This is a genomic window from Mesorhizobium sp. P2_A12 (assembly GCF_056405075.1).
Window position 1 is genome coordinate 64,881 of the sequence record NZ_JBFUCU010000016.1, and the last position, 15,532, is coordinate 80,412.

Annotated in this window: 16 protein-coding genes; 2 read left to right on the forward strand and 14 right to left on the reverse strand. The window is 59.7% G+C overall.

Annotated features, from left to right (window positions below; translation table 11 throughout):
* Positions 1–6 precede the first annotated feature (6 nt).
* The 11 genes from AC1DZU_RS27490 to AC1DZU_RS27540 all read right to left on the reverse strand — a co-directional run bounded on the left by AC1DZU_RS27490 (position 7) and on the right by AC1DZU_RS27540 (position 11,939).
* A complete protein-coding gene (locus AC1DZU_RS27490; protein ID WP_477289777.1) occupies positions 7–921 on the reverse strand; it encodes a class I SAM-dependent methyltransferase in 915 nt (304 codons plus the stop codon).
* 30 nt (positions 922–951) lie between these two features.
* Entirely contained in the window at positions 952–1,551 is a 600-nt protein-coding gene (locus tag AC1DZU_RS27495) for a CDP-alcohol phosphatidyltransferase family protein (protein WP_136617683.1), read from the reverse strand.
* Positions 1,548–2,366 (reverse strand): phosphocholine cytidylyltransferase family protein, encoded by an 819-nt coding sequence (locus tag AC1DZU_RS27500; RefSeq protein ID WP_477289778.1) that lies wholly within the window; start codon positions 2,364–2,366, stop codon positions 1,548–1,550. The genes AC1DZU_RS27495 and AC1DZU_RS27500 overlap by 4 nt, the downstream gene beginning before the upstream one ends.
* A gap of 30 nt (positions 2,367–2,396) precedes the next feature.
* Positions 2,397–3,587 carry an aminotransferase class I/II-fold pyridoxal phosphate-dependent enzyme gene (locus AC1DZU_RS27505; RefSeq protein ID WP_477289779.1) on the reverse strand — a complete coding sequence of 397 codons (1,191 nt, stop codon included), beginning with the start codon at positions 3,585–3,587 and terminating at the stop codon, positions 2,397–2,399.
* Between the two features lie 47 nt (positions 3,588–3,634).
* Positions 3,635–4,543, reverse strand: coding sequence for a phosphoenolpyruvate mutase (gene aepX / locus AC1DZU_RS27510; RefSeq protein ID WP_477289780.1), 909 nt, complete (start codon positions 4,541–4,543; stop codon positions 3,635–3,637).
* A 514-nt stretch (positions 4,544–5,057) separates the two neighbouring features.
* Positions 5,058–6,101, reverse strand: coding sequence for an LLM class flavin-dependent oxidoreductase (locus AC1DZU_RS27515; protein ID WP_477289781.1), 1,044 nt, complete (start codon positions 6,099–6,101; stop codon positions 5,058–5,060).
* A gap of 250 nt (positions 6,102–6,351) precedes the next feature.
* Positions 6,352–7,992, reverse strand: coding sequence for an SDR family oxidoreductase (locus AC1DZU_RS27520; RefSeq protein WP_477289812.1), 1,641 nt, complete (start codon positions 7,990–7,992; stop codon positions 6,352–6,354).
* Positions 7,993–8,175: 183 nt separating this feature from the next.
* Positions 8,176–8,715 (reverse strand): nuclear transport factor 2 family protein, encoded by a 540-nt coding sequence (locus AC1DZU_RS27525; protein ID WP_006333835.1) that lies wholly within the window; start codon positions 8,713–8,715, stop codon positions 8,176–8,178.
* Positions 8,716–8,926: 211 nt separating this feature from the next.
* Positions 8,927–9,172, reverse strand: coding sequence for a ferredoxin (locus AC1DZU_RS27530; RefSeq protein ID WP_027056547.1), 246 nt, complete (start codon positions 9,170–9,172; stop codon positions 8,927–8,929).
* A 38-nt stretch (positions 9,173–9,210) separates the two neighbouring features.
* Positions 9,211–10,428, reverse strand: a complete 1,218-nt coding sequence (locus AC1DZU_RS27535) for a cytochrome P450 (protein ID WP_027033184.1) — start codon at positions 10,426–10,428, stop codon at positions 9,211–9,213.
* Positions 10,429–11,777: 1,349 nt separating this feature from the next.
* Positions 11,778–11,939, reverse strand: coding sequence for a hypothetical protein (locus AC1DZU_RS27540; RefSeq protein WP_477289782.1), 162 nt, complete (start codon positions 11,937–11,939; stop codon positions 11,778–11,780).
* On the opposite strand from AC1DZU_RS27540, the gene AC1DZU_RS27545 reads away from it, so the two are divergent.
* Both AC1DZU_RS27545 and rpoN read left to right on the forward strand, forming a co-directional pair.
* Positions 11,929–12,477: a redoxin family protein gene (locus AC1DZU_RS27545; RefSeq protein ID WP_477289783.1), complete on the forward strand. Its 549-nt coding sequence runs from the start codon at positions 11,929–11,931 to the stop codon at positions 12,475–12,477. The genes AC1DZU_RS27540 and AC1DZU_RS27545 overlap by 11 nt on opposite strands.
* Positions 12,478–12,551: 74 nt before the next feature.
* Entirely contained in the window at positions 12,552–13,997 is a 1,446-nt protein-coding gene (gene rpoN / locus AC1DZU_RS27550) for an RNA polymerase factor sigma-54 (RefSeq protein ID WP_477289784.1), read from the forward strand.
* Here the strand turns inward: rpoN and AC1DZU_RS27555 are convergent.
* From AC1DZU_RS27555 to AC1DZU_RS27565, 3 genes are read right to left on the reverse strand one after another with little or no spacing between them, the layout of a single operon-like run.
* On the reverse strand, positions 13,994–14,647 hold the full coding sequence (locus tag AC1DZU_RS27555; RefSeq protein WP_477289785.1) for a nitrogen fixation protein NifQ: 654 nt from the start codon (positions 14,645–14,647) through the stop codon (positions 13,994–13,996). The genes rpoN and AC1DZU_RS27555 overlap by 4 nt on opposite strands.
* The gene (fdxB, locus tag AC1DZU_RS27560; protein ID WP_477289786.1) at positions 14,644–14,961 is read right to left on the reverse strand and encodes a ferredoxin III, nif-specific; all 318 of its coding nucleotides are present in this window, start codon (positions 14,959–14,961) and stop codon (positions 14,644–14,646) included. The genes AC1DZU_RS27555 and fdxB overlap by 4 nt, the downstream gene beginning before the upstream one ends.
* A complete protein-coding gene (locus tag AC1DZU_RS27565; RefSeq protein ID WP_027033180.1) occupies positions 14,958–15,161 on the reverse strand; it encodes a CCE_0567 family metalloprotein in 204 nt (67 codons plus the stop codon). The genes fdxB and AC1DZU_RS27565 overlap by 4 nt, the downstream gene beginning before the upstream one ends.
* Between the last annotated feature and the right edge of the window lie 371 nt (positions 15,162–15,532).

Genomic DNA, 15,532 nt, shown 5'->3' on the forward strand with positions numbered 1-15,532 from the left:
CGCCAACTACGTGCTCGGCTTTTCGCCGATCATCTGGATGCAGCCATCGCCGAACCAGAAGCGGGCCAGCGGGTGGTCATAATGACGGTACATCGGAGCGAGAAAGCGTCGAAGATTATGGAAATTTTTTGTATACCTTGAGATCCTGCGGATCTTCTCGAAGCCGCACTCGCCATACCAGCCTCGGATTTGCACCTCTGTGAATGCGAACCCGTGATAGGTCGGCGCCTGGAAACGATCCCGGATCGTCACGAACAAATCATCATCAAAAAGACTCCGAAAGAATTCGTTTTCGCCAGGTATATATTCTTTCCCTTCGCCGTCCTTTATTCGCAACAGCCAGTTGATGGCTTCGCGTGCGGTGGATGCATCCAGATTGTCAATGGAACTGCGGAATTGTTCGTCGCTTTGGTAGAGTTCTCGCAAGTGATTGATGCATCGGTAAATGACGCCGTTGGCGGTACCCATAATCGTCAAAAAGAAGCTGCCGCCGGGGCGGGTTACACGGGCAAGCTCTTCAAAGCCTTTTTTCGGATTGCTGGTGTGCGGCAAAACCCCTGCGCAATGGACAAAATCGAAACTGAAGTCGTCAAAAGGCAGATCGAGCACACTGCCAGCGACCAGTTCCGAGCGCGGCCCAAATCGGCTGAGCCGTTTGCGCGCGCAATCCATCCAATCATTGCTCAATTCAAGCGAAACAACGTTTCGTGCCCCCTTGTCGAGAAACGCATAGGACGCATTCGCGTTGGAGCCGCAGCCCGCGTCCAGGACATCAAGACCGCGGAAGCTACCGGTAGGCAGGCCGAAATATTCCTCCTCGATTAGAGAGACCAACCTGTCGAATATGTGGTCGTCATTCACCTGCTGGCGCTGGTAGCGATCAAAGACGGTGCGAGTTTCGGCCTCGAAGGAGTTTTCCATGTATTCTCTTCTCTATAGCTGCAAACTGATTCACTTTGTGAGTAAGGCGACAGATCCGGCTGCGGCGAGTGTAAGATTACCCAAGCGCAACGCACTGCCCGTACCTGGAAATTTGAAGTTTGAAAGATGCAGGACCGACAGCACAAATCCTGCACCGATCAATAGGTTGCCCAGGCCTTGCACCGGCAAGTGATGGTCGGCGACGAAGAGGAACGCCAACACGAAGAGATTATTGTTCAACGGCAATCCTCTGCCGAATCCGTCAGCGTCCAGTCCGAACGTCGAAAAATAGCTGAGGCGCAGAGCCCCTGACAGGATGAGGCAGTTGGCAGCCAACAATGCGGGAACGGAGAACGCGTTGAAGGACAAAATCAGAACCGCTGGAAAGACGGCTGCGTAGACCAAATCAAGCAGCCCGTCCAACGCGCCACCCAGCTGTGCCATCAAAGCGGACCGGTTCGGGGAACTCTTCGCGACCATGCCGTCGGCATCATCTGCCAAAAGAGCCCACAAGCCGAAACAGATGCCAATCTCGAAGCGCCCGATCAAAGCAAAGTAGATCGCCGTGGTGGCCAAGATCAGCCCAAGGGCCGTAATGGCATTTGCAGCGTCGAACAGATAGCGGATCATCCTCCTACCCCCGCCACGGCGGCCCGCGCGTCGGCACTATGTCTGTGAGGTCGCTCGAAGGCGAAAATCCTTTCCGCTACCCGCAGGTCCTGTTCACTGTCGATCTCGTACCATCGCAAATCGTCACATCGCGCCGCGGCGAGTTGCAGTCCGCGCTGCTCGATGAGATGCGCGAGCAGCTCCTCGGTATAGGCTTTGATTGCGCCCGAGCCGATCAGGTCGTGGAGGACCGGGACGATCACCGTTTGGAGTTCGGCGCCAGAGAACCGGGTGAGGTTCATCATCTTGAAGAGCACCGGGGTGCCTGATGCCAGATTTGCCGCCGTCTGCTTCAACCGGACTTCGGATATGAAGCCGTCGCTGGAAAGGACGGCCGCGGATCCTTCCATGGATGGATCGAAGGGCGCGACCGCAGCGGCATTGGGCGCCTCGACCCTGATCAAGTGGCGCAGTGCATCTTCTTCGAAGAAGACGTCACCTTCGAGGAGATAACAGTCGCCGGAAAGAAGCGTGTCGCGTGCCAGCCAGAGCGAGTACGCGCTCCCTGTCTTGCCGAAGACCGAGGACTCGACATAGTTGATGTCAAGTCTGCCGAAGCGTTCGCCACAGGCATGGCGAATGGCATCCTTGCGATAGCCGACAACAATCGTCACCTCTTCAACTCCCACCGACTGAAGGTTCCACAGTGCATTGTGAAGTATCGGTGTGCCGTTGACTTCGACGAGGGGCTTGGGACACAGATCGGTCAGCGGACGCAGGCGGGAGCCGAAGCCGGCAGCGAGAATGACGGCTTTCCTGGGAGCAGCGGGAGGCATCTCATTCACCTCTTTCGTTTTGTTGCGGTGTCATTTCCAGGCGTTGAGGAATTCGACGAGCCGGGCCAGGCCGGTCGCGAGTTTTTCAGGTGGAATTCCATAGGACAGGCGCAGGCCGGCGGGGTCACCGAACGCGGTGCCCGACACAGCTGCGACGCCAGCTTCGGCAAGCAGAGCCGTCACGATATCGTCGGCTGTCGTTGAGCTGCCGTCTTCCGATCCCGGTCGCAGCAGACGGGAAAGGTCGAGATAGAAATAGAAGCCGCCTTGCGCCCTGGCGACCGGGACACGCGTCAACGAAGCAAGCACGTCAAGACCCACCCGTCTGGCGCTTGTCAGGCGTGAACGCAGCTTGCCTTCATAGTCCGATCCATCCCTTTGCAAATGGGCGAGCACCGCGTGCTGGGCAATTACGTTTGGATTCGAAGTGGTGTGCGATTGCAGGGCCTTGACGGCATTGATCACCTCTTTTGGACCCGCCAGATAACCGATGCGCCAGCCGGTCAATGCCAGCGATTTGCTGAAGGAGCTGACGATCAGCGCGCGTGCTCGAATTTCGGGAGCGACCGAGACGATCGGATGGTGGGTATGATCCTCATGCACGAAGGCGCCATAGCACTCGTCGAAAATGATCCACAGGTTGTGGCTGACCGCTAGTTGAGCGATGGCCATCAGGGTCTCAACATCGTAGACCGCACCGGCCGGATTGCTGGGCGTGTTGACGACGATCGCCCGCGTTCGTTCGGTGACCGCCTCCTTGATGTGCTCGGGGCGCGGGACGTAACCGTTGGATCTGGTGTCGACGAAGACCGGTGTGCCGCCGGCGATTAGCACCTGGGCCGGAAACGTTGTCCAGTAAGGCGCCGGGATGATGATCTCGTCGCCCGGGTTCAGCAGCACCATTGCGGCATTGAACAAGGCCTGCTTCGCTCCGGACGTCACGGCAACTTCCTCGGCCTTCCAGATCTGTCCGGTATCGAGGGAGATCTTCCGCGCCAGTGCCTCGCGCAGCTCCACCATGCCAACCGTATCGGTATAGCGATTGACGCCCTTATTGATGGCGTCGATCGCGCCGTCGCGAATCGTGGGAGCAAGCTCGCTCCAGATCTCGCCGGCGGTCAGATCGATGATCTCCTTGCCAGCATCGGCCGCCGCTTTTGCGGCAGCGCGCGCCGCGGCGGTACCCGATGTGCCAAACAGGTTTGTCCGATGCGCAAGCATGTGCGCTCCCGTTTTCGTTTTGCTTTTCAAAAGACGGGCTGGGCCTGCTACCGGACGCCGGTCGCCGTCTGCGGCAGATATTTCTCTTCCGCCGCTGAGAGTTCCTGGTAATTGAGCAGATCGAAGAGTTCGTCGAGCGTCGCCACCTCGTCCTCGATACCGGCGGTACTTTCTTCGCGGAGGATGCGGTCGCAGACCTGGCGCATGGCCGATATCGCCGCGCGCATGTTGTGGTTCGCCCAGATGACCGTGGAGATTCCGGCCGCCCGATACGCGGAGACCGGTGTGCGGTAATATTTCGTAGGCACGATCACGACCGGAAGGCGGTCCTGCCAGGCGCGCGTGAAGGCGAAAATCTGCTCAGCGTTGGATTTGCGGGAATGAATCAGAATAGCATCGGCGCCGGCCTCAGCGTAGGCTTGTGCTCGCGCCAGCGCCTCATCCTCTCCGCGGCCGGCGATGAGCGCCTCGATCCGGGCGACCAGAACGAACTCCGCATCCGGCACTTGGTCCTTCACCGCCTTAAGCCGGCCGCAGAACTCGGGAATATCGGCCAACGGGTGCCGATCACCGATGAACGAGTTCATTTTCGGGAACGCCGTGTCCTCGAGACATATGCCGCTCGCGCCATGTTGGCTCAGCTTGCGGGCGACCAAACGGGCATTGTTGAAGTTCCCGAACCCGCTGTCCCCGTCGACGAGGACTGGAATGTCCACCGTGTCGGAAATTCGCTCAACGACGTCGACGAGTTGGGACCAGGAAGCTTCGTTAGCATCTCGATATCCGAGGCTGGATGAAATCGAGAGGCCGGACGCCCAGAGCGCCTTGAAGCCAGCGCGCTCGGCAATCGCCGCCGAAAGGCCGTCATGAGCCTCCATTGCGAAGGCGAGTTCACTGGACGCGATCATTCGGCGCAAGCTCTCGCGCGTCTGCGCACCAGACTGCCTCTCCACCATGCGGTCTCACCTCCACCAACGCTATCCAGCCGACAAGCCTGTCATCGCTGCCGCACGAAGTACTTTCAGTGACGCACGCTCTGCCCACCGATTGGCGATCCGCCACTGTCGTGCACCCATACAGAATCAATGAAGCAAGGCGCGTGCCGAATTGGCGAACCACCTGCGCCGCACCAGTTCTCCATACCGGCGGGCCAGGTCCCCTCTCGACCCTTGGTCGGGCTTGCGACATCCTCGTCCAACTTCGGACACAAGAGGGGCCGTGGGAGTGGCTATTCGTCTGCGCAGTGGCGGCCGTCCCGTCAGGCTGCCGATCAACGATCGCAAGCGAGATGGCCCAGAGAGCGGAAGACCGGTGGTCCGTGCAGGCAAGGTGACGGACGGCGTTGGTCTTCGATCCCGGCAATCATCAGGCGGCTTGACTATATATCCATGCCGCATGGACGAAGTGTCGGGCATCGGCATGCGAGATTTCAACACCCCCAGGGGCCCGCCCCGAGCTTCAGGCCTTGACCTAACCAAGCGACTTGTTGATCGCAGGAATGATCTTGTCTCCCCAGAGCTCAATCTGGCGTAGCATCGTCTTTTGGTCGAAATCTCCCAATTGGGTCTGAATTGCGATCTGGTCCGGCTTCAGGATACTTATCTCTTCCAGCAGGCGATCGATGACGCGACTTACGCTGCCGATCGGCAGGTTCTGGCGCATGGTCTCGAACGACAGATCCTGCTGCGTCGGTGTTTCCTGCAGCAGATAGCCGTCCCGGCTCTGCTGGCGGCGCTGATGAAGTGCTTCAGATAGCCGGCGCTGGAAGCGGGCGTTGTCGAGATAGCTGTCGATCTCCGCCTGATCGTCGCTGGCATAGCAGCAGCGCAGAAGCCCTATCTTGGCGGCGGTGACATCCTTACCCCGCGAGGCCGCTGCTGCCTCGATGGTCTCACGCAGCGTTCTCACGTTTTCCAAGCCGTTGTGGAACGCCGTGACGAAAAGATTGTGGCCCTCACGATAGGCCCGGCACATGCTTCGCGCGGACCCGCAGGCGATCCAGATCGGTGGGGCTGGCCTTTGGATGGTGCGCAGCGAAATCGCCGTTAAAGGTATCTTCTCATACTGGCCATTGTGCTCGAAGACCTTCTGGTTAAGGCCCTTGAGAAGGATATCCAGGTATTCCGCAAACACGGCCGGCGCCTGATCGACATCGACGCCGAAGCGCTCGAACTCGAACTGCTGGTATCCCGAGCCGACGCCGAGTTCGAGGCGGCCGTTCGAAACGATATCGGCAAAGCCGATCTCGGAGAGCAGGCGCTGCGGTTGATATAGCGGCAGCACACACACACCGGTGCCAAGGCGAATGGTGCTCGTAAGGCCAGCACAGTGCGCCACCATCATCAAGGGCGAGGGAACCAGGCTGTAATTGTTGAAGTGGTGCTCGGCGAACCAAGCGGTGTTGAAGCCAGCCTGCTCCGAAGCGATTGTCTGTTCTATGGAGTTACCGATGACGCTGTCGCACGATTGATGATAGCCTCGCTGGGCCGCCAAGCTGAACGTCGCGAATTCCATGGCGTGTCCCTCGTTTACACAAAGTGGCCAATCAAGCCTTCGACTTGTGCCGATTGCGGGTGGGCCGCGGTATCGATCCGGCCTGGCGGCGACGTAGTCGACGATCTTGCGCAAAGCCGCTTATCGTTCGGCGGCCGCAGGCAAGCGCCAAAACCTGGCTAGTGATTCGACCCTGATGACGAGTTTTCCGTCACCGATGAAGACGATCACTTGGCAAGCCGCGCTTGGCACGTGCCATGCAGCCGCAGTCTCAATCCTCGAACCTCGTCGGCTTCGACGAACCGCAACCCGTCGCCGGCGAACATCCCGTTGGATTTTCTTGATCGGTTGGCTGGGCGTTTCGCGCGTCAGCCAACGAGGTCAAGCCGCCGTCCACGTAGAGGGTCGAGCCGTTTACGTATGAGGCATCAGGCGAGGCCAGAAAGAACACTGCCTCGGCGACGTCTTCGGGCTCTCCCATCCGCCCCATCGGGATGCGCCGTTTGATCGCTGCGGAATCGATGCAGCCGGACTCGACCAGCTGAGCAATGTCAGGCGTACGGATATAGCCAAGAGCGACGGTGGCCGTTCGGATGCCGACCGACCCGAGTTCGGCCGCCATGCACCGGGTCAGAATGTTCATACCCGCCCTGGACGCCCCGTAGGCATGGCGCGGCACGAAGGGCAGGAAACTATTGATCGATCCAAGATTGAGGATTACGCCGCCGGCGTCCATCGACTTGATCGCCTCGCGCGCGCAGGTGAAGGTGCCGGTGAGATTGACGTCCAGTACTCGCTCGATCTGTCGCGGGATTTCGATCCCTCGCACAAACGTATCGGCAATAGCAGCACAGTTGACGAGGATCTCGATGCGACCGAAGCGCCCCCGTATTTCCTCGAACAGGGCCACCACCTCGCTCTCGACCGCCAAGTCGACGGATTTCGCCACGTGCCTGCCGCCCAGCAAACCAGCGAGTTCTGCCGCCCCAGCACCATCTTTATCAGCAATCACGACTGTGTCGGAGTTCGCGGCAAAGCGGCGAACGACGGCGGCGCCTATACTGTTCGCACCGCCCGTCACGACCACTGTGCGCGCGCCAGTTCGTTCGGCCGGCCGGAAGAGTTCGGCTCGAGGCGTCTCGTCGACCGGCGGGTGCGCGTCGCCCGGCTGGTTGAACGACATCCAACCGCCGTCGACCGTCAGCACCGATCCTGTGATGTAGCCCGTCTGTGCGCTGGCCAAAAAACGCACGGCCCGAGCGATCTCGTCGGGGCGCGCCATTCGCCCTATGGGCACGCGGCGGCGCACGGCCGCGAGGTCCATCTTGCCCGCACGTTCCAGTTCCGCCGCCATCGGCGTGCGCACGTATCCTGGCGCTACCGCCGTTACGCGGATGCCGCGCGAGGCCCACTCGCATGCAAGCGATCTCGTGAGAGCGATCAAGCCTGCCTTCGAGCTGGCATAGGCGTTGCGCTTGGGATTGCCCAGCACGCCCGCCAGCGAAGCGACGTTGACAATGGCAGCGCCGGGCTGCATGCGCCTCGCCGCTTCGCCGGCCATGATGAAAGGCCCGATCAGATTTGTTGCCAGCACGCGTCGGAAGGCCTCGAAACCGGTGTCGATAGTCGCAGCCATGGCGGGTCCTATCGCCGCGTTGTTGACGAGAACATCGATTTTCGCGAACTGCCCTTCGATGCGGCCGTATAGGGCGACAATGTCCTCTTCTCGTGAGACATCGCATTCGAGGCCCAGATGCGGATGGCCGAGACCGCCGGCCAGTTCAAGAACGCCGCTGCCAGGAAGGTCCACCGCAACGACGATGTCTCCATCGGCGGCAACGATCTCGACCAGCGCACGGCCGATTCCGCCTGCCGCTCCCGTTATGATGACGACCCGTCCTGCCTGCTTCATATGAACCTCTCCGCAGCCAGCGTCAGAGATATCGACGCGAGTCAGCCGCAAGACCGGTCGCGGACGTCCTGGTGACGGCGAGTTTCCATACCGGGTAGACGTGTTGCGTTCCGCGACCGCTCCCGCGACGCGGCTCCGCAATTGGGAGCCTTGGAAAGGATTGTGGTGACGTGCATGGCATTTTCATTTTGATGACGAGCTGCGGCGCTTCCTGAGCGCGTAAACCGGGTCATTGGGATGCGCTGCTCCGATCGGTTGCCGCAAGCCGAACCGTTCTGCCTCGGGGACCGCTGGTGGGGTCTGCTCTTCGATCCAATCGTAAACGACGGTCCGTTCGGCAATGCGCCACGCCCCTTCCCTCTTCTGAAAAAGATCGCAGTAACGGCCGCAGAGAAGCACCTGGCGTGCTTCTCCGTCATTGTCTGGTCCGCGTTGCAGCGCGGTGAAATAGCTTTCGACCACGGCCTCCGACGGGTCGATGAATTCGATCAAGACGTTCGTGATCTGGTGGATTAAGCGCGGTCCGGTTTTGAAGAGACCAAGCGCAAACTCAAAGAAGCCCTCGGCTGAGCCGCGATAGGCACCGTGATTGTCATGCGCATCGGGCCAATATGCACTGCGCAGCGCAGCCTCATCCGCGCGGTCTATGCCGCGGCAGTACCGATAAAGGCAGTCGCGGATCGCCTCGCGGTCGCGCAGTTCGGTGATTTTTGCCTGGCCCATCGCTCTGTCGCAAATTTGAGATTGGAAGAGGCGTTTCGTGCCTCTAGGTGCGTGCAAGGTCGAACCGATCGGCAACTGAAGAAGCCAGAACGGAGGCGAACTTCACGTGTCGCGTGCGTGTCATTGAGGTCTCGATGCCGGAGAGGAGGTAGGCAGGGAAGCGGCCGGACATCTTGCTTTGCGGTGTGGGGCCACCTCTCGTCGGTTCCACCTAAGCTTCCCCAGTTCTTGGTTGCATGGCGGCTGGTTCGAACCGCGCTGCCGATGTGCGATCGACTTCCAGCGCACGTTCGGGGCAGGATCGCGCGCCTTGTGACGCAAGCAGTTGCTCCCCCTCCGCAACCTGAATGTCACCGGGCAGGATGTAGCCATCGTCATCAAGCTTGAAGATGTCCGGCGCTTGCGCCCAGCATCGCGCGTGACCCTGGCATTTGGCATTGTGGACGATAATGCGCATAGCGCTGCCTCCATTGTCTTGGCATGGCTCGGCGATGGTCATGACCAGTCCAGGATCAGATTTTCGATCCCGAACACATGGCCGCCACAGGTGATGGGCGCTGTACCCTCCTTGATCCGGAAGGTCGGTATGCGCGCCAGCCACTCCTCCAGGCCAATGACAATCTCGCGCCGGGCAAGGTGTGAGCCAAGGCAACGGTGGGGACCATAGCCAAAGGCGGCGTGGCGGTTGTGCTCTCGCGCCAGATCGACCGTGTTGGGGGATTCGAATTCCTCCGGGTCGCGATTTGCAATCATCGTGGCGCACGAAACATAGTCCCCCTTTCGGATCGGCGCGCCTTCGAAGTCGATATCTTTCGTAGCCACGCGGATCAACTGAATGGGCGGATAGGCCCGCAGCAACTCTTCGGTTGCGAGCAGGATGCGATCCGGTTCGCTGCGCAGCAGTTCCTGATCCTTGAGGTTGCGCGCTAGATAAGCCAGGTCAAAGCCAATGGCTGCTGCGACAGTGTCAAGTCCCGCGACGAACACAAGCACGCCGATGCCACGAATCTCCCCGTCGGTTAGCCGGCGGCCCTCGATCTGTGCCTGCACGATGAAGGTCATCAGATCGTCGACCGGATCCTTGCGGCGATTGGTTGCAAGTTCATCGATGAAAGCCACAATCTTGCGGGCAGCCACAGGTCGTTCCACATCGTCGCCGTGGAGCAGATCTTTCGCCCAGCCGACAAATGTATCGAGTCCCTGATCCGGCAACCCCAGAAAGCGAAGGAAGATGCTGACAGTGAACGGAAAGGCAAAATCCTTCATGACGTCGCAGCTCGTGGCCGATGCGGTGATCCGGTCGATCAGGGCGATCGCTCGCTCACGGACAGCCGGTTCCAGTGCCGTCACCCGCTTGGGCGAAAGCAGCGGACTGAGCAGTGAGCGAAATGCGCCATGGGCCGGTGGATCGAGCTCAAGCGGGATCGTCGGCCAGGTTTCGCCCAGTATGGAGGAGAAGATGCTGCGATGGCTGGAAAAAGTTTCAGTGTCCTGCAGCACCTTACGCTGGTCTGCGGCGCGGGTGATGACCCAGGTGCCCCGGCCATCTTGCGTGTTGTAGGGGGAATAGAAGATCGGAGGCCCGTCATGGGCGCAAGCGACGGCTGCGTGTGGATCCCCGTTGGGCGTTGGTGGCATGCCTGGCGATGTGAACAGGCTGAAGTCTCTCACCATTTCGGGCGGGACATGATCTGGAACCGGGTTGATCGCCATTGCATTTCTCCTGCCGTCTAACCACTAACCAGGCCGCGCACCATGGCATCTTGGCCATCCAGCAAGCTTGTTGCCCTCTTGGCCAGACCGCTGCCTGCCCGCCAAAGAGCCGACGAGCGAAATCGTCGGAGACCCCGCATTTTCCAGCTTCGAACGGCGAACCGGAATGAAGCTCTTGCTCCACAGCGGTTCGGGGTCGATCATCTCTTCGAGGATATCCGCAGCGCGGCACGCGAAAGACCGGTTGGCCGCCGAAGTGCTCGCCGGTCTCCTCAAGCGCCGGCGAGAGGACAGGAGCAAGCACATTCTGGTCGAACCGTATCTGCAGGTCGATCGGTGGCCATTGGCCGGTGCCGGGCGGTTGTGACGGTGACGCCAGTCACGCCGGTCGATATTGCATTCCGCGGGCAATGCCCGTTTCGGATAGAATCTGAACTGACGCTGACCTGACATGTCGTCTTCCTTCATTGCATTGAGCACGATATCACTCACGAATGGACGCCAGTCGGTATCTCCTGCCGTCTCACATGAGAGCTTCAAAAGTCGTGCCAACGGCGCGGAAAGAGCCCTGCAGGAGATTTTCTACATATCATTCAACAGCTTGAACGAATGCGCAGCCGCAAGCCTGGCGGAGCAAAGCCGTGTCCCGGAAATGACAAACCCGACAGCAAAGTCGCGGCAGCTTCAAAATGCTCCGAGAGCACCAGGCGGCTTTTTTCCGTCACCTCGGGACCGTGCCCGGCTCACGCAAGCGCGGTTCAGAAAGATCACATGGCCAGCTTGCTGATGGACGTGCTGGCTTCTTGTACCCATTTCCGATTTCGAAGCTGTCTCGCGAGCGTCCGTAGGGCGAAGCGCGTAGGCCCTTCAGCCGTCTCAATCCTGAGAACGGAGGCCATAGGGACCTCGTCAGGTTAACCCCGATCGACTCCTGTGCCTCGTTCCGAGTTTGAGCCCAGATTTTCGCTTCGAATACGAGCCATCTGTTCTCCGCGCCGGCGACCTGGCGACCCTACGGTCCGACTTCCGACATTTTTGTCCAGCTTCGGACAAAGAGGGTCGCGGCTTGATACCCATAAAGGGGGATCCCCTCCTCCCAGAGCCCACGATCAGGTGATTATGGGCGCGCTCGCTCTCGGCGAAGGCATGGTTCTGGCCGCTCAAGGCAAAGAGTGTCGCTGCAAAAAACAGTGTGAACCCCAGCCTGAAAATCAAATGGCATGGCGCTTGCGTTGTACCCGGCAGAACCCATCACAAGGTGGCCAGGAGTAAGACCATTGCTGACATCGCGACGCCCCGTACAAGCGCGTACCGTTCTCGTTGCCGCCGCAAATCGAGACCTCGTTTCTTCAGACGCTCGTGCTTGCGAGCGGTTTTGCCATGGCTGATCCAAGGCCGACACAAAACGCGCGGCGCTCGGCCGAATTGCCGGCCGAGGTCGATGCCGTGTCAGTTTCAACCGAAAAAGCAGCGCACCAGTTTTCCTCAAGGAGCACATTGATGACGGTCAAAAAAAAGGTTCCTTTAGTCACCTTTCGCACGCGTGTTCGCGATGAGTCCATCGAGGGGCCAAACCCGTACCGCTGGGAAGACAAGACATCCGACGACTGTTTCAGCGGCAAGCGCATCATCCTGTTCTCGCTGCCCGGTGCCTTCACCCCGACCTGCTCGACCTTGCAGTTGCCCGATTTCGAAATGCTCTACGACGAGTTCGAGAAGGTGGGAATTGACGCGATCTACTGCGTTTCCGTCAACGATGCCTTCGTCATGAATGCCTGGGGCAAGGCCCTGGGGCTGCAGAAAGTCCAGCTCATCCCAGACGGCTCGGGCGAGTTCACCCGCAAGATGGGCATGCTGGTTGCCAAGGACAATCTCGGCTTCGGCATGCGCTCCTGGCGCTACGCTGCCGTGATCAACAATGGCGTAGTGGAGCAGTGCTTCGAGGAGAACGGTTTCTGCGACAACTGCGAGGCCGACCCCTATGGCGTATCGTCGCCGCAGAACGTCCTTGAAACGCTGAGAGCCGCCAAAGCCGTGACGGCTGCATGATCTAGACGAGTCAACGTCTCGAAAATCCCCTTGCACAAGGCGAAGGGTCGCTCGGTAGGAGTTTCACGCTAACGATGGAGTCCTCAGCAAGCCTGCTTCAGCGTCAGAAGCAATCGTTGGTTTTGACGCCGCAAATGATGGAATCCATTCGCCTGTTGCAACTGGCGCATCCCGAACTGCATCAGTTCGTCGAGCAGGAAATCGAGAAGAACCCCTTTCTGGAACGGGCCTCAAACCGGGCGCCGAAGGACACGATTTCGGCCGGGAGCCCGCGCATCGGGCCGACCACGGGCGGAATATCGGATCGGGCCTCGCAGTGGAAATCAATCCGCGGCAAAAACAATGTCCAACCGGGGGGAAACCATGCGTTCGAAGATTCCTGGACGTCCATCGAAACATTGCACGACCATGTCGCTCGTCAGATCGCTCTCAGCGCATTCGCGCCGCTGGAGCGGCGAATAGCTGGCGAGCTTGCCGGTCATCTGGAAGACACCGGATACCTTCCGGTGAACCTCTCGGAACTGGCCCGCAGCCTGAATGTCCGGGAGGCTGTTGTGGAACGGGTTCTCGGAACCTTGCAGCAGTTCGATCCACCGGGTATTTTTGCGCGAACTCTCAGCGAATGCCTTGAGATACAATTGCGGCAGCTAGACAGGTTCGACCCGGCAATGGCAGCGCTGGTCGCCAATCTTGAAGCGCTGGCGCGACGCGATTTTCAAACATTGAAGCGCCATTGCGGTGTCGATGAAGACGACCTTCTCGACATGTTGCACGAAATCCGCGCGCTCGATCCCAAGCCCGGAAACCGATTCCAATCCGGAGGGCCTGAATCGATCATTCCCGACGTCTTGGTCCAGCCCTCTCCCGGAGGTGGGTGGCAAATCGAACTCAATCCAGACACGCTGCCCAGGCTGCTGATGAACCAAAACTATTTTGCCCAGGTCTCCCGCCTAAGCGCTCAAAATTCGAAAGATCAGTCATTTCTCAACGAATGCCTCCAAAACGCGAACTGGCTAATCCGCAGCCTTGATCAGCGCGCCAAGACGATCCTCAAGGTAGCGGCTGAAATCATCCGCCAGCAGGACGCCTTTTTTGAACATGGGGTCGCCCACCTGCGGCCTCTCAATCTCAGGACTGTCGCGGATGCGATCAACGTGCACCAGTCGACGGTAAGCCGGGTAACGTCGAACAAGTACATGCTGACCCCGCGCGGCGTGTTCGAACTGAAGTATTTTTTCACTGTCGCGATCGGCTCCTCCGAAGGCGGCGACGCGTACTCCGCCGAAGCTGTCCGCCATCAAATCAAGGCGATGGTTGCCGTGGAATCGCCCAACGAAGTGCTTTCCGACGACGACATCGCCACCCGGCTCAAGGAAACCGGGATCGACATTGCTCGCCGCACCGTTGCGAAATATCGTGAGGCGCTGAACATCCCGTCCTCCGCGCGACGTCGCCGGGAAAAGCGCGTGCGTCTTCGATGCCAATCAAGCCCGGGCGGCGGCGACGAAAGCGGCTCTTAATCCAAAGCGAACCCGTTCTTGATCCGTGCCAAGTGGCTTTCGCCTTCCTCCGGGCCAAAACAGCTTTCGAAATGGCCGCATTCCTGACAACTGGGCGCGGTGCATAGCGAAAAGCCTTCAGCCTCGCAGAGCTTACGATAGAAATACTTCTTCCATTTCATGTTTTTGGTGTTGCCGGCCGCCAGCGCCGGGAAATGCCTGGCGATCAAGCGGCTGAGCTCGGCCCGATTAAAAAGGCCAAGGTCCTGCCACAGATGGTCATTGCGCAAACTACGCCTGGCGATGATCTTGGCGAAGAGGGTGCTGGCCGGATCGCCTGGCCTGGCATGCCCAATGAGCAGGCCGCGCAGAAGCCCTTCCTCCATATCCGGCTCGGGATCGGTCAGCTTTTCCAGCGCGAAGGCATTGACCGGCACAGCCGGGAAATAGCGTGTCATGACATCTCGCAGGTCGGCACGCGAAAGGCCGGTTGCTTCGGTCGCGGTCGCTTTGCCGGCCTCGACCTCCTCGAACGCGAGGTAGACAACACAGGCAAGCACATGCCGGTCGAACGCCGTCGCCAGATCGGTCGGCGACCATTGGCTGGTGCTGAAACAGCCATCGTGATGGGCGAATGTGGCGCCGTTCTCCTGGTCTTGTCCCAAGCTCATGCAGCAAGCTTGTCGGCCGCAAGGTGGGTCTGGCAGTTCTTCGGGCAGACGCGGCCGCAGGCGCCGCAGCCGATGCAGCGGCCGGCCTGGTCGACGATCATGACCATGCGGTTGAGCTCGCCGTCGAAGTCGTCATCCTCGCCCGCGCAGATGCCGAGGATTTCGCCTGCGTCATCGACGCCATGAAGGTGCATGACCTCGCGCGAGCAGACCTTGAAGCAGCGGCCGCAGCCAATGCAGGTCGCGCCATCGATCGCCGTCAGATAGTGCGGCGTCCAGGGAGAGCCGTCGCGGGTGACAAAAGCGCCCGTCATTGTGAATTCTCCAACGCCGCGAGTTCTTCCTTTGCCGCATCCAACTCGGCAAAAACCTCGAAGGCTTTCCAGGCGACCGCCTCGATCTCGGTCCAGTTGACCGGAAGGTCCTCGGCAAGGTCGTGCAATTCCATCTTGGCGGCTCCCGCGCGCGACTGCAGCTTGCGGACCTTCTTCTGCAACAGCGCAAGGTCTGACATGATCAGGTCCGTATCCTGCACCATCGAGTTCGGCATAAGAGCGGTTTGGAGCACCCGACAATCAAGATCTTGTTCCCGACGTCGACGCGGGCGGTGAGCGCATATTGTGAGGGTGTCGATTTGGCGACATCTCTATGCCAGAGAAGGCGGATCTCGCGTGGACCCGGCGTGTTGCTTTCCTTCGCTCCATTGATCGCATCAACCAGGATCTAAATGATCGCGCGGCGGCCGCCGCCTCAGGATGAAGCCTCAAGCGCCGTCCCGCAAACGCAGGACGCAGCTCATAAAAAGTTGTCTGCATCCCATTCATCGGTTTACCGGCGAGCGCGACAGGAAGACAGGCCGGCACCAGGCGTGTCGTGGATTGGACA

Excerpts from the sequence above, each read along its gene's own strand:
- AC1DZU_RS27490 (WP_477289777.1), bottom strand. The coding sequence starts at position 921 with ATGGAAAACTCCTTCGAGGCCGAAACTCGCACCGTCTTTGATCGCTAC.
- AC1DZU_RS27495 (WP_136617683.1), bottom strand. The coding sequence starts at position 1,551 with ATGATCCGCTATCTGTTCGACGCTGCAAATGCCATTACGGCCCTTGGG.
- AC1DZU_RS27500 (WP_477289778.1), bottom strand. The coding sequence starts at position 2,366 with ATGCCTCCCGCTGCTCCCAGGAAAGCCGTCATTCTCGCTGCCGGCTTC.
- AC1DZU_RS27505 (WP_477289779.1), bottom strand. The coding sequence starts at position 3,587 with ATGCTTGCGCATCGGACAAACCTGTTTGGCACATCGGGTACCGCCGCG.
- aepX (WP_477289780.1), bottom strand. The coding sequence starts at position 4,543 with ATGGTGGAGAGGCAGTCTGGTGCGCAGACGCGCGAGAGCTTGCGCCGA.
- AC1DZU_RS27515 (WP_477289781.1), bottom strand. The coding sequence starts at position 6,101 with ATGGAATTCGCGACGTTCAGCTTGGCGGCCCAGCGAGGCTATCATCAA.
- AC1DZU_RS27520 (WP_477289812.1), bottom strand. The coding sequence starts at position 7,992 with ATGAAGCAGGCAGGACGGGTCGTCATCATAACGGGAGCGGCAGGCGGA.
- AC1DZU_RS27525 (WP_006333835.1), bottom strand. The coding sequence starts at position 8,715 with ATGGGCCAGGCAAAAATCACCGAACTGCGCGACCGCGAGGCGATCCGC.
- AC1DZU_RS27530 (WP_027056547.1), bottom strand. The coding sequence starts at position 9,172 with ATGCGCATTATCGTCCACAATGCCAAATGCCAGGGTCACGCGCGATGC.
- AC1DZU_RS27535 (WP_027033184.1), bottom strand. The coding sequence starts at position 10,428 with ATGGCGATCAACCCGGTTCCAGATCATGTCCCGCCCGAAATGGTGAGA.
- AC1DZU_RS27545 (WP_477289783.1), top strand. The coding sequence starts at position 11,929 with ATGACGGTCAAAAAAAAGGTTCCTTTAGTCACCTTTCGCACGCGTGTT.
- rpoN (WP_477289784.1), top strand. The coding sequence starts at position 12,552 with ATGGAGTCCTCAGCAAGCCTGCTTCAGCGTCAGAAGCAATCGTTGGTT.
- AC1DZU_RS27555 (WP_477289785.1), bottom strand. The coding sequence starts at position 14,647 with ATGAGCTTGGGACAAGACCAGGAGAACGGCGCCACATTCGCCCATCAC.
- fdxB (WP_477289786.1), bottom strand. The coding sequence starts at position 14,961 with ATGACGGGCGCTTTTGTCACCCGCGACGGCTCTCCCTGGACGCCGCAC.
- AC1DZU_RS27565 (WP_027033180.1), bottom strand. The coding sequence starts at position 15,161 with ATGTCAGACCTTGCGCTGTTGCAGAAGAAGGTCCGCAAGCTGCAGTCG.